Source organism: Pseudomonas sp. PS01298 (assembly GCF_029959745.1).
Lineage (GTDB): Bacteria > Pseudomonadota > Gammaproteobacteria > Pseudomonadales > Pseudomonadaceae > Aquipseudomonas > Aquipseudomonas aylmerensis.
The window spans coordinates 1-24060 of the sequence record NZ_JASCPP010000067.1 but is presented as its reverse complement, the minus strand read 5'-3'; the positions used below and the strand labels follow the sequence as shown (position 1 = coordinate 24060).

At 62.8% G+C, this 24060-nt stretch carries 21 protein-coding genes; 13 read left to right on the top strand and 8 right to left on the bottom strand.

The features are described 5' to 3' along the window. Positions 1 to 49: 49 nt before the first annotated feature. Positions 50 to 2659 carry a bifunctional aconitate hydratase 2/2-methylisocitrate dehydratase gene (gene acnB / locus QMX97_RS21080; protein ID WP_065907939.1) on the bottom strand — a complete coding sequence of 870 codons (2610 nt, stop codon included), beginning with the start codon at positions 2657 to 2659 and terminating at the stop codon, positions 50 to 52. A gap of 395 nt (positions 2660 to 3054) precedes the next feature. Here acnB and QMX97_RS21075 point away from each other — a divergent pair, with 395 nt between their 5' ends. Beyond that, positions 3055 to 3525, top strand: coding sequence for a DUF1289 domain-containing protein (locus QMX97_RS21075; protein ID WP_065907941.1), 471 nt, complete (start codon positions 3055 to 3057; stop codon positions 3523 to 3525). Between the two features lie 42 nt (positions 3526 to 3567). Here QMX97_RS21075 and QMX97_RS21070 read toward each other — a convergent pair whose 3' ends face one another. Next, positions 3568 to 4431 carry a universal stress protein gene (locus QMX97_RS21070; RefSeq protein WP_065907943.1) on the bottom strand — a complete coding sequence of 288 codons (864 nt, stop codon included), beginning with the start codon at positions 4429 to 4431 and terminating at the stop codon, positions 3568 to 3570. 150 nt (positions 4432 to 4581) lie between these two features. Here QMX97_RS21070 and miaE point away from each other — a divergent pair, with 150 nt between their 5' ends. Beyond that, positions 4582 to 5184 (top strand): tRNA isopentenyl-2-thiomethyl-A-37 hydroxylase MiaE, encoded by a 603-nt coding sequence (gene miaE, locus QMX97_RS21065; RefSeq protein WP_078048732.1) that lies wholly within the window; start codon positions 4582 to 4584, stop codon positions 5182 to 5184. On the opposite strand, the gene QMX97_RS21060 is transcribed toward miaE, so the two are convergent. Beyond that, positions 5140 to 6339: an MFS transporter gene (locus QMX97_RS21060; RefSeq protein ID WP_282397539.1), complete on the bottom strand. Its 1200-nt coding sequence runs from the start codon at positions 6337 to 6339 to the stop codon at positions 5140 to 5142. The genes miaE and QMX97_RS21060 overlap by 45 nt on opposite strands. Before the next feature lie 157 nt (positions 6340 to 6496). On the opposite strand from QMX97_RS21060, the gene QMX97_RS21055 reads away from it, so the two are divergent. Both QMX97_RS21055 and QMX97_RS21050 read left to right on the top strand, forming a co-directional pair. Then, positions 6497 to 7204, top strand: coding sequence for a response regulator (locus QMX97_RS21055; protein ID WP_065907949.1), 708 nt, complete (start codon positions 6497 to 6499; stop codon positions 7202 to 7204). After that, entirely contained in the window at positions 7205 to 8482 is a 1278-nt protein-coding gene (locus tag QMX97_RS21050; RefSeq protein WP_282397538.1) for an ATP-binding protein, read from the top strand. 69 nt (positions 8483 to 8551) lie between these two features. Here QMX97_RS21050 and QMX97_RS21045 read toward each other — a convergent pair whose 3' ends face one another. From QMX97_RS21045 to QMX97_RS21030, 4 genes are all read right to left on the bottom strand, one after another. Then, positions 8552 to 9343: a MipA/OmpV family protein gene (locus QMX97_RS21045; protein ID WP_083221476.1), complete on the bottom strand. Its 792-nt coding sequence runs from the start codon at positions 9341 to 9343 to the stop codon at positions 8552 to 8554. A 20-nt stretch (positions 9344 to 9363) separates the two neighbouring features. Then, positions 9364 to 11187 (bottom strand): serine hydrolase domain-containing protein, encoded by a 1824-nt coding sequence (locus QMX97_RS21040; RefSeq protein ID WP_282397537.1) that lies wholly within the window; start codon positions 11185 to 11187, stop codon positions 9364 to 9366. A gap of 94 nt (positions 11188 to 11281) precedes the next feature. Beyond that, positions 11282 to 11770: a GFA family protein gene (locus QMX97_RS21035; protein ID WP_106803643.1), complete on the bottom strand. Its 489-nt coding sequence runs from the start codon at positions 11768 to 11770 to the stop codon at positions 11282 to 11284. Positions 11771 to 11803: 33 nt separating this feature from the next. Next, positions 11804 to 12694 carry a LysR family transcriptional regulator gene (locus QMX97_RS21030; protein WP_065907961.1) on the bottom strand — a complete coding sequence of 297 codons (891 nt, stop codon included), beginning with the start codon at positions 12692 to 12694 and terminating at the stop codon, positions 11804 to 11806. A gap of 191 nt (positions 12695 to 12885) precedes the next feature. Here QMX97_RS21030 and QMX97_RS21025 point away from each other — a divergent pair, with 191 nt between their 5' ends. The 8 genes from QMX97_RS21025 (at position 12886) to dctM (ending at position 21648) form a co-directional block, all read left to right on the top strand. Then, complete coding sequence (locus tag QMX97_RS21025; RefSeq protein ID WP_282397536.1) at positions 12886 to 13704, top strand: MaoC family dehydratase N-terminal domain-containing protein; 819 nt, start codon at positions 12886 to 12888, stop codon at positions 13702 to 13704. Between the two features lie 29 nt (positions 13705 to 13733). After that, on the top strand, positions 13734 to 14897 hold the full coding sequence (locus QMX97_RS21020) for an acyl-CoA dehydrogenase family protein (protein ID WP_106803645.1): 1164 nt from the start codon (positions 13734 to 13736) through the stop codon (positions 14895 to 14897). A 10-nt stretch (positions 14898 to 14907) separates the two neighbouring features. Continuing rightward, the gene (locus QMX97_RS21015; protein ID WP_282397535.1) at positions 14908 to 16257 is read left to right on the top strand and encodes an MmgE/PrpD family protein; all 1350 of its coding nucleotides are present in this window, start codon (positions 14908 to 14910) and stop codon (positions 16255 to 16257) included. A gap of 7 nt (positions 16258 to 16264) precedes the next feature. Next, positions 16265 to 17464 carry a CaiB/BaiF CoA-transferase family protein gene (locus QMX97_RS21010; protein WP_282397545.1) on the top strand — a complete coding sequence of 400 codons (1200 nt, stop codon included), beginning with the start codon at positions 16265 to 16267 and terminating at the stop codon, positions 17462 to 17464. 123 nt (positions 17465 to 17587) lie between these two features. Beyond that, positions 17588 to 18403 (top strand): CoA ester lyase, encoded by an 816-nt coding sequence (locus QMX97_RS21005; RefSeq protein ID WP_282397534.1) that lies wholly within the window; start codon positions 17588 to 17590, stop codon positions 18401 to 18403. Positions 18404 to 18576: 173 nt separating this feature from the next. Further along, positions 18577 to 19560 carry a TRAP transporter substrate-binding protein gene (locus QMX97_RS21000; RefSeq protein WP_065907969.1) on the top strand — a complete coding sequence of 328 codons (984 nt, stop codon included), beginning with the start codon at positions 18577 to 18579 and terminating at the stop codon, positions 19558 to 19560. A 175-nt stretch (positions 19561 to 19735) separates the two neighbouring features. After that, positions 19736 to 20368, top strand: coding sequence for a TRAP transporter small permease (locus tag QMX97_RS20995; RefSeq protein WP_065907970.1), 633 nt, complete (start codon positions 19736 to 19738; stop codon positions 20366 to 20368). Then, the gene (gene dctM / locus QMX97_RS20990) at positions 20368 to 21648 is read left to right on the top strand and encodes a C4-dicarboxylate TRAP transporter large permease protein DctM (RefSeq protein ID WP_065907971.1); all 1281 of its coding nucleotides are present in this window, start codon (positions 20368 to 20370) and stop codon (positions 21646 to 21648) included. Before QMX97_RS20995 ends, dctM begins: the two co-directional genes overlap by 1 nt. A 79-nt stretch (positions 21649 to 21727) precedes the next feature. Here dctM and ampC read toward each other — a convergent pair whose 3' ends face one another. Then, positions 21728 to 22882, bottom strand: a complete 1155-nt coding sequence (gene ampC / locus QMX97_RS20985) for a class C beta-lactamase (RefSeq protein WP_282397533.1) — start codon at positions 22880 to 22882, stop codon at positions 21728 to 21730. 125 nt (positions 22883 to 23007) lie between these two features. On the opposite strand from ampC, the gene QMX97_RS20980 reads away from it, so the two are divergent. Beyond that, the gene (locus QMX97_RS20980) at positions 23008 to 23883 is read left to right on the top strand and encodes a LysR family transcriptional regulator (protein WP_282397532.1); all 876 of its coding nucleotides are present in this window, start codon (positions 23008 to 23010) and stop codon (positions 23881 to 23883) included. Positions 23884 to 24060 lie beyond the last annotated feature (177 nt).

Below are 24060 nucleotides of genomic sequence, written 5' to 3'. Positions count from 1 at the left end.
AAACGCCGCGTACCTTGCGGTACGCGGCGCCTTTTACGTCAACACACCCTTAGGCTTGAATCACCGGGATGTTGGCGCTGGCTGCGATCTTGCGGAACTCAGCGATCTGGTCGAAGTTCAGGTAGCGGTAAACGTCACTGGCCATGGTGTCCAGTTTCGCTGCGTAGCCCATGTACTCTTCAACCGTCGGCAGGCGACCCAGCGTGGAGGCAACTGCCGCCAGCTCGGCGGACGCCAGGTAGACGTTCGCGCCGTCACCCAGACGGTTCGGGAAGTTACGGGTCGACGTCGACACTACGGTCGAGTTCGGTTCTACACGTGCCTGGTTACCCATGCACAGCGAGCAGCCCGGCATTTCCATGCGCGCGCCAGCCTTGCCGTAGATGCCGTAGTAGCCTTCTTCGGTCAGTTGGTGAGCGTCCATCTTGGTCGGCGGCGACAGCCACAGACGGGTTGGCAGCTGACCCTTGACCTGTTCCAGCAACTTGCCGGCAGCGCGGAAGTGACCGATGTTGGTCATGCACGAACCGATGAACACTTCGTCGATCTTCTCGCCGGCAACGCTCGACAGCAGACGGGCATCGTCCGGGTCGTTCGGTGCGCAGAGGATCGGCTCGTTGATTTCGGCCAGGTCGATCTCGATGATTTCGGCGTATTCGGCGTCGGCATCGGCTTCCATCAGCTCCGGGTTGGCAACCCAGGCTTCCATCGCTTGAGCACGACGTTCCAGGGTGCGTGCATCGCCGTAGCCTTCGCCGATCATCCAGCGAAGCAGGGTGATGTTGGAGTTCAGGTACTCGGTGACGGAGTCCTTGGACAGCTTGATGGTGCAACCGGCAGCCGAACGTTCCGCCGAGGCGTCGGACAGCTCGAAAGCCTGCTCCAGGGTCAGGTCGTTCAGGCCTTCGATCTCCAGGATGCGGCCGGAGAAGGCGTTTTTCTTGCCTTTCTTCTCTACGGTCAGCAGGCCAGCCTGGATCGCGTAGTAAGGAATGGCGTGCACCAGGTCACGCAGGGTGATGCCAGGTTGCATTTTGCCTTTGAAGCGCACCAGGATCGATTCCGGCATGTCCAGTGGCATTACGCCAGTGGCTGCGGCGAACGCGACCAGACCAGAACCGGCCGGGAACGAGATGCCCATCGGGAAACGGGTGTGGGAGTCACCACCGGTACCGACGGTGTCCGGCAGCAGCATGCGGTTCAGCCAGCTGTGGATGATGCCGTCGCCTGGACGCAGCGATACACCGCCACGGGTCATGATGAAGTCAGGCAGGGTGTGGTGGGTGGTCACGTCGATCGGCTTGGGGTAAGCCGCGGTGTGGCAGAAGGACTGCATTACCAGATCGGTCGAGAAGCCCAGGCACGCCAGGTCTTTCAGTTCGTCACGGGTCATTGGACCGGTGGTGTCCTGGGAACCCACGGTGGTCATCTTCGGTTCGCAGTAGGTGCCAGGACGAACGCCTTTGCCTTCTGCCAGGCCGCAGGCACGGCCGACCATTTTCTGCGCCAGGGTGAAGCCCTTGGTGCTTTCAGCCGGTGCTTCCGGCAGCTTGAACAGGGTCGAAGGCGGCAGGCCCAGCTCGGCGCGAGCCTTCTCGGTCAGGCCACGGCCGATGATCAGCGGGATACGACCGCCGGCACGGACTTCGTCCAACAGTACTGGCGTCTTCATTTCGAAGGTGGTCAGTACTTCGTCGCTGTTGTGCTTGGTGACTTTGCCAGCATGTGGGTACAGGTCGATCACGTCGCCCATGTTCATGTTGGTGACGTCGAATTCGATCGGCAGGGCGCCGGCATCTTCCATGGTGTTGTAGAAGATTGGAGCGATCTTGCTGCCGAAGCAGAAGCCGCCAGCGCGCTTGTTCGGCACGTAGGGGACGTCGTCGCCGAAGAACCACAGTACCGAGTTGGTCGCCGATTTACGCGACGAACCGGTACCGACTACGTCACCGACGTAGGCGATCGGGAAGCCTTGGCCGCGCATCTCTTCGATCTGCTTCATCGGGCCGGTCTTGCCTTGCTCGTCCGGCACGATGCCTTCGCGAGCCATTTTCAGCATGGCCAGGGCGTGCAGCGGGATGTCAGGGCGCGACCAGGCGTCCGGGGCAGGGGACAGGTCGTCGGTGTTGGTTTCGCCGGTGACCTTGAACACGCGCAGGCTGATCTTGTCGGCCAGGGTCGGACGGTTCTTGAACCACTCGCCGTCGGCCCAGGACTGGATTACGGCCTTGGCGTGTTCGTTGCCGTTACGGGCTTTTTCAGCGACGTCGTGGAACGCATCGAACATCAACAGGGTGTGCTTGAGTTGGGCAGCAGCGACAGGTGCCAGGGTGGCGTCGTCCAGCAGCTCGACCAACGTCACGATGTTGTAGCCGCCTTGCATGGTGCCAAGCAGTTCAACAGCGCGTTGCTTGCTGATCAGGGGGGAAGTGGCTTCGCCCTTGGCCAGGGCAGACAGGAAACCGGCCTTGACGTAGGCAGCTTCGTCAACACCTGGTGGAATGCGGTTGGTGATCAGGTCAACGAGGAATTCTTCTTCGCCAGCCGGAGGATTTTTCAGCAGCTCGACCAGGCCTGCGGTTTGTTCGGCGTTAAGCGGCTGGGGAACGATACCCAGGGCGGCACGCTCTTCGATATGTTTGCGGTAGGCTTCAAGCACAGTTATTACCCTCATCAGTGGTCCCACGGGACGCTCATCCAGAAATGATCGGCACGCATGCGCTCGGGGGCTTTTTGGGCCGCAAAGCCAGCGCTGCCGGCATTCCTCACAGAAGCTGCTTTCAAAGTTTTACGCCTGCAGAACGGAGCTGATGAGGGTTGGCGGGGGTCCTGACCTACCGGGTCGAACCCACGCCAACACCGTTCTGAAGGAACGACTGTGCTCGTGACGCTTTGAAAACAGCTTCCAGCGGATTATTGGCGCCTTACAAGGCCGGATGATTCTACGGCAAAAAATTTCTAAAGGTAAGTTGCCTCGCCAAGTTTGCAGGGTGATGAAGGTTAGACAAAGGGCTAACATGGCGCACTGTTTCGCTGATTTGCGTGTCGTTGCCCATGTCCAACCAAACCATCAAGACCCCCTGCGTCGGCCTGTGCTCCACGGTTTACGGCGATCTCGTGTGCCGTGGCTGCAAGCGTTTCCACCACGAAGTGATCCAGTGGAATGGCTATAACGAAGAAGAAAAACGGGCAGTGTGGCTGCGCCTGGAGCAGCTGTTGGTGCAGGTGATGGCCGGCAAACTGGAGATTTTCGACCCCAAGACCCTGCGCGGCCAGCTGGAGCAGCGCAAGATTCGCTTCGTGCCGCACCAGTCCGAGTACTGCTGGGCCTATCAGTTGATTGCCCGGGGCGCGCGGGTGATTTCCAACCTGGAAGCCTATGGCATGGTGCTGTTGCCGGAGTTTCGTGACTGGAACCTGCCGGACTTGCGCGACGCCATCGACCGCGAGTTCTTTATCTTGTCCGAGGCCCACTACCAGCGCTATATCGCCCCGGGGTTTCTCAAGGACGCGTTTGGGCACTGATGAAGCTCCCACCTTTGAAGCCAGCCGGCACCGGCCTGCGTGTCAGGCCTGGGTGGCCAGTTCCTCCAAGTGATCCATCAGCTCCTGCGGCTTAAGCACCAGCACGTCGCTTTCCACCTCATCCAGCACCACCTCCGCCGTATTGCCGATCAGCGCCCCGGAAAGCCCGGTGCGCGCCACGGTGCCGATGATGGTTACCGCCGCCTGCCATTTATGCGCCGCGAACGGGATCAGCACATCCGCCGGGCCTTCCTCGATATGCAGGTGCGCATCGTCCACATCGAACTCAGCCTGGAAGGCCTTGCATTGCTCGCGATAGCGCGCCTCGATGGTCTCCTTGAGCTGGAAGGTCGGGTCCGCCGCCGACAGCATGGGCGACGGATGGGCGCTGATCACATGCAGCTGCGCCTTGGCCAGGCTGGCGATATCAAAGCCATGATCGATGATCGAATTGTGCAGCGAACGGTGCTCGCCATCGGTGTTGCCCACATCAATTGCGGCCAGGATCACCCCGCCAGCCCACGGCGTAGCGGTCTTGACCAGCAGCACGGCCGTTGGGCAGTAGCGCAGCAACTTCCAGTCCGCCGGGGTCAACAGGGCCTTTTTCAACGGGCTGTCGGGGAAATGCTGCTTGATCACCAGGCCACAGCCTTCAGCCTGCTGCACGTCGATGATGGTTTCGTGCAGGCTCTCATTCCAGGCCTGCTCGGTGGTGACGCTGTAGCCATCCTCTTGCAGGGAGGATTTAAGCAGGCTCAACAGCGCCGAGTGCTCGTGCTTGCGGTCGCACACCAGCAGGTGCAGGTGCGCGCCGGTGACCCCGGCGATCAACTTCGCGCGCTTGAGGGCCAGGCTTTCCGAATGCTCGGGCTCGATGACCACCAGGATGCTGCGAATGGCTTGCATGATCGGGATCTCCAAAAAGGGGCGGGCTGGAACAACTATAGTTGCTGCTCGCCGGACGTCATGTTGATGCACATCAAGGCCGGTGGCTGGTGGTCTGCGGCGCGGTCGGTATAATCGGCGCCCTTTTGTGATCCTTTGCCCGTGAGCCCGATGAACCTGCCCGAAATCCACGAATTCCTCGGCTGCCGCACCCCCGACGCCTGGGTCCAGGCCGCGCTGGCCGATCAGGACACCCTGCTGATCGACCACAAGAACTGCGAATTCAAGGCCGCCAGCACCGCCCTCAGCCTGATTGCCAAGTACCACGGCCATGTTGACCTGATCAACATGATGTCGCGCCTGGCCCGCGAAGAGCTGGTGCACCACGAACAAGTCATGCGCCTGATGAAAAAGCGCAAGGTTGAACTGCGCCAGTTGCACGCCGGGCGTTATGCCTCCGGTTTGCGCAAGGTGGTGCGCAGCCACGAACCGGTCAAGTTGGTGGATACGCTGGTGGTCGGCGCCTTTATCGAAGCGCGCAGTTGCGAGCGTTTCGAAGCCCTGGTGCCGCATTTGGACGAAGAACTCGGCAAGTTCTACTTCGGCCTGCTGAAAAGCGAGGCGCGGCACTTCCAGGGTTACCTCAAGCTGGCCTACCAGTACGGCGACGCCAAGGACATCGCCCAGGTGATCGAGCGGGTGCGGGCGGCCGAGCAGGAACTGATCGAGTCACCCGACATCGAGTTCCGCTTTCACAGTGGCGTACCAGCCTGAGGCCACGGCCACGCCGATCAACGCGGTGATCGCGGTCAGCAGCAGGATCACCGTTTGCGTGCCCAACGGGCTGGCCAGCAGCGCAACCGCCAGGCCGGCCAACGGTTGTGGCAGGTTGTTGAGCAGGGTGATCACACCGACGGTCTTGCCGAAATCCTGCACCGGGATGACTTTTTGCCGGACGCTGCGCATGTACACGCTGTACATCTTGTCGAAGCCGATCACCAGCAAAAAGCCCAGGGTGTAAGCCCATAGCGTCGGGCTGAGGGCGGTGATCAATGCTCCGACGGCGATCAACACATACGACAGGCCACCCAGCACTTTCAGCGGCAGTGCGCTGCGCGCCAGGTAAAACAGAATCGCGATGGTCACCAGGGCGCCGGCGGCTTGCAGCAGGGCGTAGGCATCCTTGTCTGCCGCGTAGAGACCGATGACCATGGCGGCGGACGTGGCCAGCGTGACCCCGATGATCAAGTTGACCCCGACCGTCAGCGCAATCAAGCGCTTGAGTCCCGCCAGCTGCTGGATATGCCCGAAGGCAATGCGCAGCGGTTGCACCCAGATATCCCGGTGCTGCGCATGGTGTGCAAGCGTCACGGTATTGCTGCGCTGCCAGGCCCACATGGCCAGGTCCGCCAGCACAAACAGGCCGGCGATGCCCAGTACCACCCAATGCCAGGCCCACACTTGCAGCATCAGTGCGGCAATCAGCGGCCCCAGCACCAAGCCGCTCTGGTCGGCGATCTGCGAGTAGGAGAGGGTCTTGGCATAACTGTATTGCTGGAAAACATGCGGCATCAGCACTTCGCGGGCCATGATGCCCTGGGTGGTCAGCACCCCGCACAGCGCGGAAAGCCCCACGATCCAATAAATGCCGTCGAATACCGCGTACAGTGCCACCGCCACCCCACACGCCAGCGCCCGGTAGACCTGGCTGATATGCAGGATGCGCACCGGGGAAAACTTGTCACACATTGCGCCGCACACCGGGAAGGCGAGAAAGCGTGGCAGTGACTCGACGAAAAATGCCAGCCCGGCCCACGACACACTCTGGGTGGTCTGAAACACGATCAACGGCACGATAAACAGCAGGATCTGGTCTGCCAGCCGTGACAGGAACAGTGAAACGAAGAACGCCAGGTAATCCTTGCGCATACAACTCCCTGTGAATGGCGTTAAAGAGTGCGGGCTATTTGTTAAAAACTCTTAAAAGCATGAAGCTTCGTCGGCCGCCGTTGACCAGTGGGGTCAGAGGCCCAGCTTGCCACCTATAATGCCCACTCTTCAATCCGCCTTTGCACACTGAGAACTTATGGAAAACCTGGGTCTGGGCAAGGTCCTGCTCGTTGAGGACGACGAGAAGCTGGCAGGGCTGATCGCGCACTTTCTGTCGCAGCATGGCTTCGAGGTGCGCGTGGTGCACCGCGGCGATGAAGCCCTGGCGGCGTTTCTCGAGTTCAAGCCGAAAATCGTCGTGCTCGACCTGATGCTGCCGGGGCAGAGCGGCCTGCATGTGTGCCGCGAGATTCGCAATGTGTCCGACACGCCGATTGTGATCCTCACCGCCAAGGAAGATGACCTGGACCACATCCTCGGCCTGGAGTCCGGGGCCGACGACTATGTGATCAAGCCGATCAAGCCCCCGGTGCTGCTCGCACGCCTGCGCGCGCTGCAGCGTCGGCAGGCGCCGGAGCCGACGGTGCGCGGCTCCATCGCCTTTGGCCGGCTGGCGATCGACCGCAGTTGCCGGGTGGTCAGCCTTGGGGAGGAGCAGGTCGACCTCACCACCATGGAGTTCGAACTGCTGTGGTTGCTGGCCAGCAGCGCCGGCAAGATCCTCTCGCGCGACGACATTCTCAACCGCATGCGCGGCATCGCCTTCGATGGCCTTAACCGCAGCGTCGACGTATACATCAGCAAGTTGCGCAGCAAGCTCAATGACAATCCCCGCGAGCCGGTGTGCATCAAGACCATCTGGGGCAAGGGCTATCTGTTCAATCCGTTTGCGTGGGAGGTCTAGATGCTGCGGCTGTTTCTGCGCCTGTATGTGATTCTGGCGATCGGCCTGGCGGCGGCGATCTGGCTGGTCAACTACACCTTCGACGAGCTGCTGCCCGAGGCCAATGAAACCTATAACCGCGAAGCCCTGCGCGGTCCTGCCTATGGGCTGGTAGAGCAATTACGGCCACTGCGCGGGGACGATCGCCAGGCCCGGCTGGACGAGCTGCAAGTGCATTACGGCCTGCGCCTCAAGCTGGTGCCCAAAGACACCCAGGCGCTGACCGCGCGTGAACAACAACTGCTGGCCGAAGGGTTGCTGGTGGTGCGTGGCGACTTCCGGGAATTCCTCACCAGCATCGACGGTGGCCCGCAGTTGCTGGAAATCAAGCTGCCGGAAGAACCCAAATGGCTGTACCTGTGGGCCTATGGGTTTCTCGGGTTGTGCCTGGCCATCGTCCTGTACTTCTGGGTGCGCCCGCACTGGCGGGACCTGGAGCACATCCGCCTGGCCGCGCAACGCTTTGGCGACAACGACCTCGGCTCGCGCATCCTGCTGCCGCGACGCTCCACCGTGCGTGAGCTGGCCGGGCACTTCAACCAGATGGCCGAACGCATCGAAAGCCTGATCGCCAATCAGCGTGAACTCACCAACGCGGTGTCCCACGAGCTGCGCACGCCGATTGCGCGGTTGTCGTTCGAGCTCGACCAGCTCAAGCAACAGGCCGACCCACGCGAGAGCCGCGCGTTGATCGCCGACATGTACGCCGACCTCGGCGAGCTGGAAGAAATGGTCTCCGAACTGCTCACCTATGCCAGGCTGGAGCGCGGCGCCACCCAGGTGACCCGCGAGCGCATCGAGGCCCACAGCTGGCTCGACAGCGTGATCGGCAGCGTGGCGCTGGAGGCTGAGGCGGCTGGCATCCAGCTGTCGCTGCGCACCTGCGAGGTGGACTTTATCCAGATCGAACCGCGCTTCATGGCACGTGCGGTGATCAACCTGCTGCGCAATGCCATCCGCTACGCCGAGCGCCGGGTCGAAGTGTCGCTGGTCAAGTTCGGCAGCGGCTATGAAGTGCGCGTGTGCGACGACGGCCCCGGTGTGCCCGAGGACGGTCGCGCGAAGATCTTCCAGCCGTTCATGCGCCTGGACGCCAGCCGCGACCGCCGCACCGGTGGCTTCGGCCTCGGCCTGGCGCTGGTGCAGCGGGTCTCGCAGTGGCATGGCGGGCAGGTGCAAGTACTGGATTCAGAGTGGGGCGGGGCGTCGTTCCGGATGACCTGGGCGTATGCCGAGTAACAAGCGTCCATCGTGCAGAACTCACCGGTGGGAGGGGGCTTGCTCCCACAGGTTGATGGGGTTACCTCATTAGAACGTGTACTCAAGCACGCCCATCACCGACGTTTGTAGCCTGCGCTCGACAATCGGGCTCTTGCCCGCTTCATCCGCCAGGTACTGCACATCGAGCAGGGTCGAGAATTCGGTGTGTTCGCTGATCGGCACGCTCCACACCAGGTTCAGGCCGTTGCTGATGTTGCCTGCACCGGCCTTGTAGGCCTGGAAGCGGCTTTGCGCCGCTTGGCCGGTGGTCACGCCGTACCAGGTCTGCAGGTAATTGCGGTCACCAAAATGGCTGCTGAGGCTGGCGTCGACCGAACCGTAGCGGCCGTCATAGAGGTTGGTGCCCAGGCTCAGTTCCAGGTGGGTGAAGGCCTTGCCGCTGTCCTTGTGGTCGTCTTCCTTGAGCGCGTGCTCCAGGGTCGCGCCGACGATTACGCCGCCCAGGTTGTAGCTTGCGCTTACCCCCACTTGCGGACGGGCCTTGATCTCGCCCATGCCCTTGAGTCGCTTGGAGCCGGCGTGCAGGCTTTCGTTCTTGTCTTTACGCGAACTGCTGGCGCCCACGTAGGTGCTGAAGCTCAAGGCGTTGCCTTCATACCCCCAGCCCAGGCCTTTGTCGGTGTCGAGGAAAATCCCCCACGGGCTGACGACTTTGCCGCCCAGCAGCGGCGCGCTCATGCGCTGGTCGCTGCCGCTGTAGCGCGGCGCGTTGGCCACGCCGGCCTTGAGGCTGTATTGCCAGTCTTCGGCCAGGGCGCGGTCGGCACCGGCCAACAGGCACAGTGAGGAGAGCGACAGGCACAGGGTGGTCGAGCGCATAAGAATGTCCATCCAGGGGGTTAGAGAACCAGGGGTTTATGAGGGGATTGCGTGCGTTTGAAGGCGTAGCCCGAGGCGCTGAGGCCGTTGACCTGGCGGCTCACGGTGTCGCCCAGGCCATAGCCGTTACCGGCCAGCACCGCGTGGGCGTTGTCGACCGGCAGCAGGATGTAGTCGGTCAGCGGTTCGTCGTGCCGTTGGCCGCGCATCACCAGGAAGCCGTCTTCCAGGCGCACGCTGACACCGCTCAACGGCGCGTCGGGCTCATGGGTGTTGAGCACTTGATACGTGCCGATGGTGTCGGCCCAGGCCAGGGGCAAGGGCGGCGGCTCGATGCGCTCGCCGATGGCAATGCGTTGGCCGTGGCTGCGTGCGGTGAGCATCTGGCGGCCTTGCACCGTGACAACGTCCAACTGGATGCGGCTGAGTTCGCCGAGGTCCTTGAGCCAGAAGCCGAGGACTTTTTTCTGCGCGCGCAACCAGCCTTCGTCGTCGCGCAGCAACTCGAAATCGAAGCCGGCCAACTCGCCAGCCAGCCGGCTGTGGCCATCCTTGATGCGAAACACGCCCCAGGCGGTCGCGTAGAACCCGGCCAGGCGCTTGCGGTCGATGGCCGCCGGCACGTGGCGCAACTTGAGGCCATGGCTGGGCGCCTGGCAGTCATCGGCGCAGACTGCCTGGCCGGTTTGTGCCTGCAGCATCAGGCGCAGGGTGTCGGTGGCCAGCGTGGCGACCAGTTCCTCGGCATGGCTGTCATTGGCCATGATGATCACGCCCAGTTGCTGGTCCGGCAGCAGGGTCAACTGTGCAGCAAAATCATCCCCTCCACCGCTGTGCTGGTAGGTGCGTATGGCGGGGCCGACCGGTTCGTCACCGCAGGGCGCGAGGAACCAGGCCAGGCCCATCTGGCAGTCGAAGTCCAGCGCGTTGCCGGTGTTTTGCTGGGTGAACATTTGCTCAATCGAGGCACTGCGCAGCAGCCGCTGATCTTTGTAGAGGCCGTGGGCAAACAGCATCTGCAGATAGCGCGCGAGGTCCTTGGGGCTGGTCCACAAACCGCCTGCGGCGAGGTCGCGCACCTGGGCATCGGGGCTGGCAATGCCGTCCTCGTAGCCTTGGGCGCGGTAATCCTGCGCGCTGCGGGTGCCGGTAAAACCCGACTGGTTCATCTCCAGCGGCTTGAGCAGGCTGTGCTGCAACTGGGCTTCGAAGCTGTTGCCGCTGGCGCGTTCGATGGCGGCCCCGACCAGCGCATAAGCAAGGTTGGAATAGGCCACTTGAGAGCCCGGTGGACTGCTCAACCACACGCCGGAGATGCGCATCGGCATCTGGCCCATGGCGAAGTCGCTGCGCAGGTCGCGCAGGTGTTCGCTGGGCAGGCCGGATTGGTGGCTGAGCAACCGCCGCAAGGTGATATCGCGGTCGGCGGCGGCCGGGTCGGCATGAAAGCGCGAACGCACATGGAACTCGCGCAGGGTCTGCTGGATCGGCGCATCCAGGGCCAGCCGCTGTTGCTCCACCAGTTGCAAGGCTGCCGTAGCCGTCAGCAGTTTGGAAATGCCGCCGGCGCGAAACGCCGTGTTCGGCGTGACCGGCACGCCCCGCGCCTTGTCGGCCAGGCCGAAGCCGCGCGCCCAGATCAGTTCCTGGCCATTGACCAGGGCAATCGACAGGCCGGCCACATTGTCGCGCGCCATGTCGCGCGGGATACGCGCCTGCAGGTAGCGAATGACAGCGCCGTAGTCACCCTTGGGAATCGGCGGCGGGGCCGGCGATTGCCCTTGGCAACCGAGACTGCCGAGCAGGCAACCCAACAGCGGAATACCGCGCAATGTGCGAAACATGAAGAGCACCCGGATGGCCGTTTGGATGCTCGAATGCTAGGGAAGCGCGGTCCGACAATCTTTGCGAGCTTTGTCGGGAAACTGTCAAAGACTGTTAACGGGTCAACCCCAGGCGCTCATGCCATTGGGCGATGGATTCCTCGGGGTATTCCTCGAACTGCAGGTCGCCCTTGCGCACGCTGACCTCAACCCAGGGCGCCTTCGAACCGAGCATCAGGTGCGTGTGTTGCGGCGGTACCGGCAAGGGCGTGTCGATGGCCGAGGCGAACGGGTGGATCAGTTCCGGCCATTCCGGGCTGAACAGCCACAGGGCGCTGCCGCACTGCGAGCAGAAGTGCCGCTCGGCGGTGCTGGCGTGGGCGCGACTGGCGCCCTCGGGCTTGAGCCGCGCGTGATAGATCGAAATCTGTTTGCGGCCCTGGACCTTCAAGCTTTGGGTGTCCCCGGCCAGGTTGATCGCGTAGCCGCCACCGCCTTGGGTCTTGCGGCAGATCGAGCAATAGCAACGCTGGTAAGGGTAGGGGTGGGCGCTGTTCAGGCTGAACGTCACGGCGCCGCAATGGCAGGATCCTTCGAGTTGCATGGGGCGTCTCCTCTGGCAAGGTGACTGCTGAGCTTAGGCGCTTTGCGGCATCAGCGTGGCAATCAATGCACGAATGGTCCCCGGCAGTGCTTCCAGCTCGCGTACCAGGATGCTGCGCTCGCGAATCGCCCAGGGCTCATCCAGCTTCACCGCCACCAACTGCATGGTGCGACTGTGCCGCACGGCGGCCGACTCGGGAATGATGCCGATCCCGACGCCGGCCTCGACCATCCGGCAGATCGCCTCGAAGCTCGACACCTGGATGCGCAGCGACAAATGTTTGCCCAGGCGTTCCACGTGTTCACGCAGGAAACTCAACAACGTGCTGCCTTCATGCAGGCCGATATGCTGGTAGGCGAGGGTTTGCTCCAGCGTCACCGAGGGCAACTGCGCCAGCGGGTGGTCGACCGGTACCATCAGCACCAGTTCATCGGTGCTGAAGTGCAGCACCTGCAGACCCGCGGCCTCCACGGGGCCGGCGATGATGCCCATGTCGCTGGTGCCATCAAGCACGCCGCGCACGATATCGCGGGACAGGCGTTCCTGCAGGTCCACGGTCACACCGGGGCGCTGCGACAGGAAACCCGCGAGTACCTCCGGGAGGAACTCGGTGACCGCCGTGGTGTTGGCGAAGATGCGGATATGCCCGGCAGAATCGACGCCGTACTGGGTGAACTCACTCTTCAGATAATCGACCTGGCGCATGATCAACCGCGCATGGTGCAGCAGCCGTTCGCCCGCCGGGGTGATCTCCACGCCACGGCTGTCGCGGTACAGCAGGCGCGTGTCGAGTTGGCCCTCCAGGGCTTTGATCCGCGCACTCGCGGCAGCCGGCGAGAGAAACGCACGCTTGGCGCCCTGGGTCAGACTGGGGGATTCAGCGATATGGATAAACAGGCGCAGGTCGGCGAGATCAAAGTGCATGCAAGACACCTATTCGGGCAACGGTGATGGCAACTGGGCGCGGGCAAGCCAGCGCCTACAGGGAATACGCTTGTAATTGAGGCTGGCGTTCAGCATAACCGAACGCTGGTTTATTGAAATGCAAATTCTCAGAACGGGCACGCGCTTGCATGATCCGGGGCAGACACTCACTGCCCGAGGACCTGCACCCGATGAGCGCCACTGATTGGATCGGCCGAAGCGAAACCGCCCACGATCACCTGAGCCCCAACCTGCTCAAGCGAATCGCCGCCACCTTCGGCGAACCCGTGCCAGAGCAGGGTGCTGACCTGCCACCGCTGTGGCAATGGTGCTTTTTCCAGGACCCGCTGCCGGAGACTGCCCTGGGCACCGACGGCCATCCGGCCCGGGGCGGTTTCCTGCCGCCGGCCGACAATCGCAATCGCATGTGGGCCGGTGGGCGTATCGAGTTCCTGCACGCCTTGCGTGCCGGTGAGGCGGCGACGCGCGTGTCGACCATCACCCGGGTCGAAGAAAAGACCGGCCGCACCGGTTCGCTGCTGTTCGTCACCGTGCGCCACGACTACTCCCAGGACGGCCGCCTGGCCATCCGCGAAGAACAGGACATCGTCTACCGCGAACCGACGCCACCCAAGGCCGGCAGCGGCGATGCCCTGGCCCGGGGCGAGTGGAAAGAGGCGGTCGACCCGACGCCGACTCTGCTGTTTCGCTACAGCGCCGTGACCTTCAACGGCCATCGCATTCACTACGACTACCCCTACGTCACCAGCACCGAAGGCTATGCCGGGCTGGTGGTGCATGGTCCGCTGATCGCCACCTTGAGCTTGCGAGCCTTTTGCCGTGCGCATCCGGACGCGACCTTGCGCCATTTTGCCTATCGCGGCGTACGCCCGTTGATTGCGCCGCAGCCGTTTGAAGTCGGCGGGCGCGTGACCGCCGACGGTGTCGCCGCGCTATGGGCGGGCAATGCGGACGGCCTCGCGCAGACCGCCGAAGTACGTTTCGAATAATCCAAGAACAACAGGCGGAGAGCCGTGACATGCACCCCAATGACAACGAAGAACTGAATGCCATCCGCGACGGTGTGCGCGCCTTGTGCGCCGAATTCGACGCGGCTTACTGGCGCAAGATCGATGAAGAAAAGGGCTTCCCCGAAGCGTTCGTCAAGGCGCTGACCGACGCCGGCTGGTTGTCGGCGATGATCCCTGAAGAATACGGGGGCTCCGGCCTGGGCCTGGCGGAAGCTTCGGTGATCCTCGAGGAGGTCAACCGCTGCGGCGGCAACTCCGGCACCGTGCACGGCCAGATGTACAACATGTTCACCTTGCTGCGACACGGCAGCGAGGCGCAAAAACGCTTCTACCTGCCCAAGCTCGCCAGCGGCGAATTGCGCCTGCAGTCGATGGGCGTGACCGAGCCCACCACCGGCACCGACACCACCAAGATCAAGACCACTGCGATCAAGCGCGGCGACAAATACGTGATCAATGGCCAGAAGGTCTGGATCTCGCGGGTGCAGCATTCCGACCTGATGATCCTCTTGGCGCGCACCACGCCCCTGGCCGAGGTGAAGAAAAAGTCCGAGGGCATGTCGATCTTCCTGGTCGATCTGCGCGAGGCCATCGGCAACGGCCTGACCGTGCAGCCCATCGCCAACATGGTCAACCACGAGACCAACGAGCTGTTCTTCGACAACCTGGAACTGCCCCTCGATAGCCTGATTGGCGAGGAGGGCAAGGGCTTCAAATACATCCTCGACGGCCTCAACGCCGAGCGCACGCTGATTGCCGCCGAATGCATCGGCGACGGCCGCTGGTTCATCGAAAAGGCCAGTGCGTATGCCCGCGACCGCGTGGTGTTTGGCCGGCCCATCGGGCAGAACCAGGGCGTGCAATTCCCGATTGCCGAAGCGCATATCGAAATCGAAGCGGCCGACCTGATGCGCTGGCGCGCCTGCGAGGAATACGACAGCGGCCAGAATGCCGGGGCCAGCGCCAATATGGCCAAGTACCTGGCGGCCAAGGCGTCCTGGGAGGCAGCCAACGCCTGTCTGCAAACCCACGGCGGCTTCGGTTTTGCCTGTGAGTACGACGTCGAGCGCAAATTCCGCGAAACCCGCCTGTACCAGGTGGCGCCGATCTCGACCAACCTGATCCTGTCCTACGTGGCCGAGCACTTGCTCGAACTGCCACGCAGCTTCTGAGGCCCTGACCATGAGCCATACCCAAGCCCTGTGTCGGTTCCTTGCCGAGTTGCACTACGAACACTTGCCCGAGCCCGTGTTGGCGCGCACCGAAGACCTGTTCCTGGATTGGCTGGCGTCGGCGCTGGCCAGCCAGGGCGCACACCCGATTCCGTTGTTCGAGCGCTATGCGCAAAAGATGGGACCGAGCAGCGGCCCGGCGCAGGTGATCGTCAACGGTGGCAGCAGCAGTGCGTATTTCGCTGCGCTGGTCAACGGCGCCGCGTCGCATCTGGTGGAGCAGGACGACCTGCATAACAGCTCGGTGCTGCACCCGGCAACGGTGGTGTTTCCCGCCGCCTTGGCCGCGGCGCAGGACCTTGGCAAATCCGGCCGTGAGTTGCTGCTGGCCGCGGTGGCCGGTTATGAGGCCGGGATCCGCATCGGCGAATTCATGGGCCGTTCCCACTACCGCATCTTCCACACCACGGCCACCGTCGGCACGCTGGCGGCGGCCGTGGCGGTGGGCAAGTTGTTGGCGTTCAACCAAGAACAATTCATCAACCTGCTCGGCAGCGCCGGCACCCAGGCCGCCGGGCTGTGGGAGTTTTTGCGCGACGCCGCCGACTCCAAGCAACTGCACACGGCCAAGGCTGCAGCAGACGGATTGCTCGCCGCTTACCTGACGGCGGATGGGCTGACCGGCGCGCGCAATATCCTGGAAGGCGACCAAGGCCTGGCGGCGGGCATGTCCACGGACGCCGAGCCGAGCAAGTTGTCGGCTGGCCTGGGCAGCCGCTGGGCGCTGCTGGAAACCTCGTTCAAGTTCCACGCCTCGTGCCGGCATACCCATCCTGCCGCCGATGCGCTGTTGGATTTGCTGCAGCGTGAAGGCCTCAACGCCGCCGACATCAGCCACGTGCAAACGCGTGTGCACCAGGGCGCCATCGATGTGCTCGGGCGAGTGAACGTGCCGACCAGCGTGCACCAGGCCAAGTTTTCCATGGGCACCGTGCTGGGATTGATCGCCGTGCATGGCAAGGCCGGGCTCACCGAATTCCACGAACGGGCGTTGACTGATCCTGGCGTGGCGGCGTTTCGCGACAAGGTCAGCATGACCCTCGACCCCGAAGTCGACCGGGCCTATCCGCAGCGCTGGCTGGGCCGCGTCACCGTCACCACGGTGGACGGCCGCACGCTGCACGGCGCCATCGACGAGCCCAAGGGCGACCCGGGCAACACCTTGAGTCGCGCGGAACTGGCCGACAAACTCCAGCGCCTCACCCAGTTCAGCGCCGCGCGCACACCGGCCCAGGCCGACGCATTGATCGCCAAGGTCTGGGATTTGCGCAACGCCGCGTCCATGGCCGATTGGCTTTGAGGAAGGAATTGTCATGAGCAACCAACGACCGCTGGACGGCATCACCGTTGTCAGCCTGGAACATGCGATTGCCGCGCCATTCTGTACCCGCCAGTTGGCGGACCTCGGCGCCCGCGTGATCAAGATCGAACGCCCCGGGGCCGGTGATTTTGCCCGTGGCTACGACGAACGCGTGCGCGGGCTGGCCTCGCATTTCGTGTGGACCAACCGCTCCAAGGAAAGCCTGACCCTGGACCTCAAGCAGGACGCCGCCGGCGATATCCTCGAAGCCCTGTTGGCGGATGCCGACGTGCTGGTGCAGAACCTTGCACCCGGTGCGGCGGCGCGCATGGGCTTGTCGTTCGAGGCGCTGCACGAGCGTTTTCCTCGGCTGATCGTCTGCGATATTTCCGGCTATGGCGAAGGCGGGCCCTACGAGAAGAAGAAAGCCTACGACCTGCTGATCCAGAGCGAAGGCGGCTTTTTGTCAGTCACCGGTGGCCCTGGCGAAGACCAGATGGCCAAGGCTGGTTGCTCCATCGCCGATATCTCCGCCGGCATGTACGCCTACAGCGGCATCCTCTCGGCGCTGCTGCTGCGTGGCAAGACCGGCAAGGGCAGCCGCATTGACGTGAGCATGCTCGAAAGCCTGGTGGAATGGATGGGCTACCCGATGTATTACGCTTTCGACGGCGCCGCGCAGCCTCCCCGTGCCGGCGCGGCGCATTCGACGATCTACCCGTATGGACCGTTTCCCACCGGCGACGGCGGCACGGTGATGCTCGGCCTGCAGAACGAGCGCGAATGGGCGGCGTTCTGCGACAAGGTGCTGCTCACCCCGCAATTGGCCACGGACGAGCGCTTCAGCGCCAACTTCAAGCGCTCGGCCAACCGTGAGGTGCTGCGCCAGATCATCGTCGACAGTTTTGCACAGCTGGATGCCGAGGCGCTGATCCAGCGCCTGGAAGACGCGCAGATCGCCAGTGCGCGCGTCAACGACATGCAAGGTGTGTGGGACCACCCGCAACTCAAGGCGCGCGATCGCTGGCGTGAAGTCGACAGCCCGGCCGGTCCGCTGCCGTCGTTGCTGCCACCGGGGCGCAATGCGGCGTTTACCCCGCGCATGGATGCCGTTCCTGCGTTGGGCCAGCACAGCCAAGCGATTCTCGACCAGCTCGGTTTCAGCGCCGAAGCCATCGAAACCCTGAAAACACGCGGCGTCATTTGACCCCGCACCCTTTGTAGGCACCGGCGTGCCGGCGATGGCGTCCTTGAGTCTTGCGTTGATCTCTGGGCCGCCATCGCTGGCCAGCCAGCGCCTACCGGGGGGCGATAACAAGGAAATTGTGTGATGCCAAACCCTCTTGTGCGCTCGGCGCTGTTTGTTCCCGGTAGCCGACCGGAGCGCTTTTCCAAGGCGCTGGCCAGTGGTGCCGACGCGGTGATCGTGGATTTTGAAGATGCGGTGGAAGAACCCCTCAAGCGCCAGGCGCGGGATAACCTCGCGGCATTTTTGACCGCCAGTCCCAGCGCCCAGGTCTGGGTGCGCATCAACGCGCCGGAGCATGCCGAGCACTTCGAAGATGTGGCGTTCTGCAAAGCCCATGCAAATGTGGCCGGCGTGTTGTTGCCGAAGGTGGAAAGTGCCGCCCAGGTCGCCGTGGTGGCCGCCACCGGCAAAGTGATCTGGCCGATTATCGAGAGTGCGCGCGGTTTGTTGGCCGTGGCTGAAATCGCCCGTGCGCCGCAGGTGCAACGCCTGTCGTTCGGTGGCCTGGACCTGGCGCTGGACTTGAACCTCAGCAGCCATTCGCCGGCCGCGCAGTTCGCCCTCGACCAGGCGCGCCTGGCGTTGATCGTGCATTCGCGCGCGGCGGGTTTGGTGGCGCCGCTGGATGGCGTACACCCGGCCATTGATGACCCCGAGGGCCTGCGCCGTTCGATCCGGCATGCGTATGAAATGGGCTTTGCCGGCGCGCTGTGCATTCATCCCCGGCAGGTGGCGGTGATCCACGAGGCGCTGGCGCCGAGCGCAGCAGACCTGGCCTGGGCCAAGCGCGTGGTAGACGGCGGCGCCGATGGGGCAGGGGCCTATCAAGTCGATGGGCAGATGGTCGATGCGCCGGTGCTGTTGCGTGCGCAGCGACTGCTGGCTGCGCATAAATAAACCACACAACCCCAGCTGTAGGCGCCGGCCAGCCAGCGCCCGGATTGGATCTTCGTTGTGTGCCGGAGCCGCGTTCGTCCACGCCGAACGCAGGTATCTAAAATTCGAAATTCACTACACGCATGACATCAGGCACCTTGCCCTACAACACAACAATAAGAAGGTGATTTCCCATGCTCAAGCTTTCCCGGGCGCTGCTGTGCGCCGCCACCTTGTTCGCTGCGGGCCTGGCCCAGGCGGCGGATCCGATTGTCATCAAGTTCGCCCACGTGGTCGCCGAAAACACCCCCAAGGGCCAGGGCGCGTTGCTGTTCAAGAAACTCGCCGAAGAGCGCCTGCCGGGCAAGGTCAAGGTCGAGGTGTACCCTAACTCGTCGCTGTTCGGCGATGGCAAGGAGATGGAGGCGCTGCTGCTGGGCGACGTGCAGATGCTGGCGCCGTCGCTGGCCAAGTTCGAGCAATACACCAAGCAAGTGCAGATCTATGACCTGCCGTTCCTGTTCAACGACCTCGCTGCCGTCGACCGTTTCCAGGCTGCCCAGGGCAAGGCCCTGCTGACCTCGATGCAGGACAAGAACATCCTCGGCCTGGCCTATTGGCACAACGGCCTCAAGCAACTCTCGTCCAACAAGGCCCTGCATGAACCCAAGGACGCCCGTGGCCTGAAGTTCCGCGTGCAGGCCTCCAGCGTGCTTGAAGAGCAGTTCAAGGCGATCCGCGCCAACCCGCGCAAGATGAGCTTCGCCGAGGTGTACCAGGGCTTGCAGACCGGCACCGTGAATGGCACCGAGAACACCTGGTCGAACTATGAGAGCCAGAAGGTCAACGAGGTGCAGAAGTACTTCACCGAGTCCAATCATGGCCTGATCGACTACATGGTGATCACCAACGCCACTTTCTGGAACGGCCTGCCGCCAGACATCCGCAGCACGCTGGAGCAGATAATGGTCGAGGTCACCGTCGAGGTGAACAAACAGGCCGAGGCGCTGAACCAGTCGGCCAAGCAGAAGATCGTCGACGCCAAGACCAGCGAGATCATCGAGCTGACCCCCGAGCAACGCCAGCTGTGGCGCGAAGCCATGCGCCCGGTGTGGCAGAAGTTCGAGGGTGAGATCGGGGCTGACCTGATCAAGGCAGCCGACGCTTCCAACCAGTAATTGATTGCTGAAACAAACCCGACTCCTGTGGGAGCGGGCTTGCCCGCGATGGCATCACCTCGGTGTTCCTCAAAGACCGAGTCGCCCGCATCGCAGGCAAGCCAGCTCCCACATTGATCCGGTTTCGTCAGTGACTTGTCGTGAATACCCCCGTCCAGTTTCGCGAGGTTTTGCCATGCAAACGCTAAGGCGCGTCTGGGAGCACCTGGAGGAAGGCTTTATTGCTTTCCTGCTGGCCGCCATGACCCTGGTGACATTCGTCTACGTCATGCTCAACAACATCTACACGCTTTTCTTCTCCCTGGCCGACAAGTGGGCCTTGAGCAGCAATTTCTTCAATGCCCTGGGCGACCACACCATGACCTGGGCCCAGGACATGACCTGGAGCGTGGCGCTGACCAAGGCGATGTTCGGCTGGTTGATCTTCTTTGGCATTTCCTACGGCGTGCGCACCGCCGGCCATCTGGGCGTGGACGCCTTGGTCAAGCTGACCAAACGCCCGGTGCAACGCGTGCTCGGCATGCTCGCGTGCCTGTGCTGCCTGGCCTACGCCGGGCTGTTCATGGTCGCCAGCTACAAGTGGGTCAGCGCGGTGATGACGGCCCATATCGGCGCCGAGGACCTCGACCAGTACGGCGTCGACGTCGGCGACATCGTGATCATCGTGCCGATCGGCTTTGCCCTGGTGTTTATCCGCTACCTGGAAATTTTCTACCGCATCTTTACCCACCGTCAGGTCGGGTTGGGCCTGGCCGACGAGGCTGGTGAGGCCAGCAAGTTGGCTGGCAGCCATGAGGAGCGTCACTGATGGCCGTGCTCTGTCTATTCCTGCTGTTGTTCGTGTTCATGTTCCTCGGCGTGCCCATCGCGATTTCCCTGGGCCTGTCCGGCGCGGTGTCGATCCTGATGTTCAGCCAGGACTCGGTGAGTTCGCTGGCGATCAAGCTGTTCGAAACCTCGGACGCCTACACCTTCCTGGCAATTCCGTTCTTCCTGCTGTCCGGTGCATTCATGACCACGGGCGGCGTGGCGCAGCGCCTGATCGACTTCGCCAACGCCTGTGTCGGGCATATTCGTGGCGGCCTGGCGATTGCGGCGGTGCTGGCGTGCATGCTGTTCGCGGCGCTGTCCGGCTCGTCACCGGCGACGGTGGCGGCGGTGGGCTCGATTGCCGTGGCGGGAATGGTGCGCTCCGGTTACCCGAAGGAATTCGGCGCGGGGATCATCTGCAACGCCGGCACCCTGGGTATCCTGATTCCGCCGTCGATCGTGATGGTGGTGTACTCGGCGGCGACGGAAACCTCGGTGGGCAAGCTGTTCATGGCCGGGGTGATTCCCGGCCTGCTGCTGGGGTTGATGCTGATGGTCGCGATCTACATTGTCGCGCGCATCAAGAAGCTGCCGGCGCAACCGCGCGCGACCTTTCGTGAATGGCTGACCTGCGCACGCCGTGCATTCTGGGGCCTGTTGCTGCTGGTGATTATTCTCGGCGGCATCTACAGCGGCATGTTCACCCCGACCGAAGCGGCGGCGGTGGCGGCGGTGTACTCGGCGTTTGTCGCGCTGTTCATCTACAAGGACATGACGTTTCGCGACTGCCCCAAGGTACTGCTGGAGTCGGGGCGCCTGGCGATCATGCTGATGTTTATCATCGCCAACGCCATGCTCTTTGCGCATGTGCTGACCACCGAGCAGATCCCGCAGGAAATCACCGCGTGGGTGATCTCCGAAGGGCTGACGCCGATCGGCTTTCTGATCATGGTCAACATTGTGTTGCTGGTGGCGGGGAGCTTCATGGAGCCGTCGGCGATTGTGCTGATCCTGGCGCCGATCTTTTTCCCGATTGCGATGAAGCTGGGCATTGACCCGATTCACCTGGGGATCGTGATGGTGGTCAACATGGAAATCGGCCTGGTCCACCCACCGGTCGGGTTGAACCTGTTCGTGACCTCGGCGGTAACCGGCCTGAGCCTCGGGCAGACGATTCGCGCGGCGTTGCCGTGGCTGATGATCCTGCTGGTGTTCCTGATCATGGTCACGTACCTGCCGTTCATCTCACTGGCGTTGCCGCACTGGCTGGGCATGTAACCGGCGAAAACACTGCAATACCCTGTGGGAGCCGGGCGAGTCGCACCGCCGCTCCCACAGTTCAGTTTTGTGTCGGATCTCAGTTATCCATCGCGCTCAAAAGCGCATGCGCGACTTTCACGCGCTCACCATTCGGGTAGTTCTTGTTCGCCAGGATCACCACCCCCAGCCCCTTGCTCGGCACGTAGGCCACATAGGCGCCAAAGCCATTGGTGGAACCGGTCTTGTTCACCCACGTATCGGCATGCGGCGCTCGTGGCGGGGTCAGCCAGTTGACCGGGTGCGGCTGCATGGCCATTTTTGTGGAGTTACCGTCGAGCAATACCTGAAGCGGGACCGGGTAGGGGTACATTTCCCAGCCGAGCCCCTGGGTCATGCCGTCCACGGTGTAATAGCCGGTGTGAGTGGCGCCTATCGCCTGCTGCAAGGTTTTACTCAGGCGCGTCGGGTGCATGTTCACTTCAACGTAGTGCAGCAGGTCAGCGGCACTGGTCTTGATCCCGTAGGCTTCACTGTCCAGGGCGCCAGGGCTGACGCGTACCGGTTTGCCGTCCTTGCCATAGCCTTGGGCGTAGAGGCTCATTTGGCTTTTCGGCACGTTGATGAAGGTGTGCTTGAGCCCGAGTTGGGGCAGCAGGGTTTTTTCCATCAATTGATCGAACGGCTGCTTCAGGCTTTGTGCCGCGAGGTAGCCGAATAGGCCCAGGCTCGGGTTGGAGTACAAGCGTTGGGTGCCAGGCGCGAAGTCGGGTTTCCAGTGCTGGAAGTAGCTGAGCATGTGCTGGTTGTTATCCGCCTCGGCGGGGAACAGCAGGGGCAGGCCGCCGGCCGTGTAGGTGCCGAGGTTGAGCACGCTGACGTGATCGAACGTGCCGCCGGCGAGTGCGGGCAAATAGTGGCTGGCTTTGTCGGAGAGCGTGAGTGTGCCGCTGGCCACCGCATAACCGGCGAGGGTCGCGGCGAAAGTCTTGCTCACCGAACCGACTTCAAACAGGGTGTCTTCACTGACGGCTTGCTGCGTGTCTTTGCTGGCGACGCCGTAGTTAAAGTATTGCGCCTTGCCGTCCTTGATCACGCCGACGACCAGGCCGGAAATAGACTGCTGCTGCATCAGGGGTTTGATGGCGGCGTCGGCTACGGCCTGCAGGTCGGCGGCGGCCAGGCAGTGGCTGGCACTGAAAAAGGCCGCGATGGCGGTGAAATTAAGCACGCCAGACCGTAAATGTTTGGGCATGATAACGCTTCCATGAGAATGATCGATTGATGAGAGCCTGCGCGGACGAGGCAAATGTATGCAGTTCGCCAACCCTGGGCAAACGATGATATCTCGCAGCAGCCATTAGAAATTCTGGGGTCACTATGCTTCGCTCCCATCTGCCGCTGAATGCCTTGAGAGCCTTCGAGGCGGCCGCCCGGCACCTGAGCTTTACCCGCGCCGCTATCGAACTGTGCGTGACCCAGGCGGCGGTCAGCCATCAGGTCAAGAGCCTTGAGGCGCAGCTCAATGTCACCTTGTTCAAGCGCCTGCCACGCGGGCTGATGCTCACCCGCGAAGGCGAGACCCTGCTGCCGGTGGTGCGTGAATCGTTCGACCGCATTGCACATACCTTAGGCCAGTTCGAGGGCGGGCATTACCGCGAGGTCCTCACGGTCGGCGCGGTCGGCACCTTTGCCGTCGGCTGGCTGCTGCCACGCCTGCCGGACTTCCAGAGCCGCTACCCGTTTATCGACCTGCGCCTGTCGACCCACAACAACCGCGTCGACGTGGCTGCCGAAGGCCTGGATTACGCGATCCGCTTCGGCGCCGGTGCCTGGCACGGCACCGATGCATGCCAACTGCTCGAAGCCCCCTTGACCGTGTTGTGCGTCCCGCAGATCGCCGAGCAACTGCACGCGCCGGCCGACCTGTTGAAGCACACGCTGCTGCGCTCCTACCGCGCCGATGAGTGGAACCTGTGGTTCCAGGCCGCCGGGCTGCCCGCCGACACCCTGGTACCGCGCAGCATTGTGTTCGACTCGTCGCTGGCGATGATGGAGGCGGCGCTGCAAGGCATCGGCGTGGCACTGGCACCGGCGATGATGTTCTCGCGGCAACTGGAGAGTGATGCGATTCGCCAGCCGTTCGCGGTGGGCATTACCACGGGCAGTTATTGGTTGACGCGTTTGCAGTCACGGGCTGAAACATCGGCGATGGCGGCGTTCAAGGCATGGTTGTGCGAAGTGCCTGATCACTGAAGTTGGGTCGACCTGTGGTGAGGGGCTTGTCCCGTGGCAAGGGCTTTGTCCTGTGGTGATGGGGCTAGTCTTGTGGTGAGGGGGCTAGTCCTCTGGTGATGGGGCTACTCCTGTGTGATGGGGCTAGTCTTGAGGTGCTGGGGCTTGTCCTGTGGTGAGGGGGCTTGTGCTGTGGGG

What these genes read in the sequence shown, in the direction of transcription:
- QMX97_RS21070 (WP_065907943.1), bottom strand. Translation starts at nt 4,431, where the DNA reads ATGCAAGCCATTCGCAGCATCCTGGTGGTCATCGAGCCCGAGCATTCG.
- QMX97_RS21045 (WP_083221476.1), bottom strand. Translation starts at nt 9,343, where the DNA reads ATGCGCTCGACCACCCTGTGCCTGTCGCTCTCCTCACTGTGCCTGTTG.
- QMX97_RS21030 (WP_065907961.1), bottom strand. Translation starts at nt 12,694, where the DNA reads ATGCACTTTGATCTCGCCGACCTGCGCCTGTTTATCCATATCGCTGAA.
- QMX97_RS21035 (WP_106803643.1), bottom strand. Translation starts at nt 11,770, where the DNA reads ATGCAACTCGAAGGATCCTGCCATTGCGGCGCCGTGACGTTCAGCCTG.
- QMX97_RS21000 (WP_065907969.1), top strand. Translation starts at nt 18,577, where the DNA reads ATGCTCAAGCTTTCCCGGGCGCTGCTGTGCGCCGCCACCTTGTTCGCT.
- QMX97_RS21040 (WP_282397537.1), bottom strand. Translation starts at nt 11,187, where the DNA reads ATGTTTCGCACATTGCGCGGTATTCCGCTGTTGGGTTGCCTGCTCGGC.
- QMX97_RS21060 (WP_282397539.1), bottom strand. Translation starts at nt 6,339, where the DNA reads ATGCGCAAGGATTACCTGGCGTTCTTCGTTTCACTGTTCCTGTCACGG.
- QMX97_RS21025 (WP_282397536.1), top strand. Translation starts at nt 12,886, where the DNA reads ATGAGCGCCACTGATTGGATCGGCCGAAGCGAAACCGCCCACGATCAC.
- dctM (WP_065907971.1), top strand. Translation starts at nt 20,368, where the DNA reads ATGGCCGTGCTCTGTCTATTCCTGCTGTTGTTCGTGTTCATGTTCCTC.
- QMX97_RS20995 (WP_065907970.1), top strand. Translation starts at nt 19,736, where the DNA reads ATGCAAACGCTAAGGCGCGTCTGGGAGCACCTGGAGGAAGGCTTTATT.
- ampC (WP_282397533.1), bottom strand. Translation starts at nt 22,882, where the DNA reads ATGCCCAAACATTTACGGTCTGGCGTGCTTAATTTCACCGCCATCGCG.
- QMX97_RS21075 (WP_065907941.1), top strand. Translation starts at nt 3,055, where the DNA reads ATGTCCAACCAAACCATCAAGACCCCCTGCGTCGGCCTGTGCTCCACG.
- QMX97_RS21050 (WP_282397538.1), top strand. Translation starts at nt 7,205, where the DNA reads ATGCTGCGGCTGTTTCTGCGCCTGTATGTGATTCTGGCGATCGGCCTG.
- QMX97_RS21055 (WP_065907949.1), top strand. Translation starts at nt 6,497, where the DNA reads ATGGAAAACCTGGGTCTGGGCAAGGTCCTGCTCGTTGAGGACGACGAG.
- QMX97_RS20980 (WP_282397532.1), top strand. Translation starts at nt 23,008, where the DNA reads ATGCTTCGCTCCCATCTGCCGCTGAATGCCTTGAGAGCCTTCGAGGCG.
- QMX97_RS21015 (WP_282397535.1), top strand. Translation starts at nt 14,908, where the DNA reads ATGAGCCATACCCAAGCCCTGTGTCGGTTCCTTGCCGAGTTGCACTAC.
- miaE (WP_078048732.1), top strand. Translation starts at nt 4,582, where the DNA reads ATGAACCTGCCCGAAATCCACGAATTCCTCGGCTGCCGCACCCCCGAC.
- QMX97_RS21020 (WP_106803645.1), top strand. Translation starts at nt 13,734, where the DNA reads ATGCACCCCAATGACAACGAAGAACTGAATGCCATCCGCGACGGTGTG.
- QMX97_RS21005 (WP_282397534.1), top strand. Translation starts at nt 17,588, where the DNA reads ATGCCAAACCCTCTTGTGCGCTCGGCGCTGTTTGTTCCCGGTAGCCGA.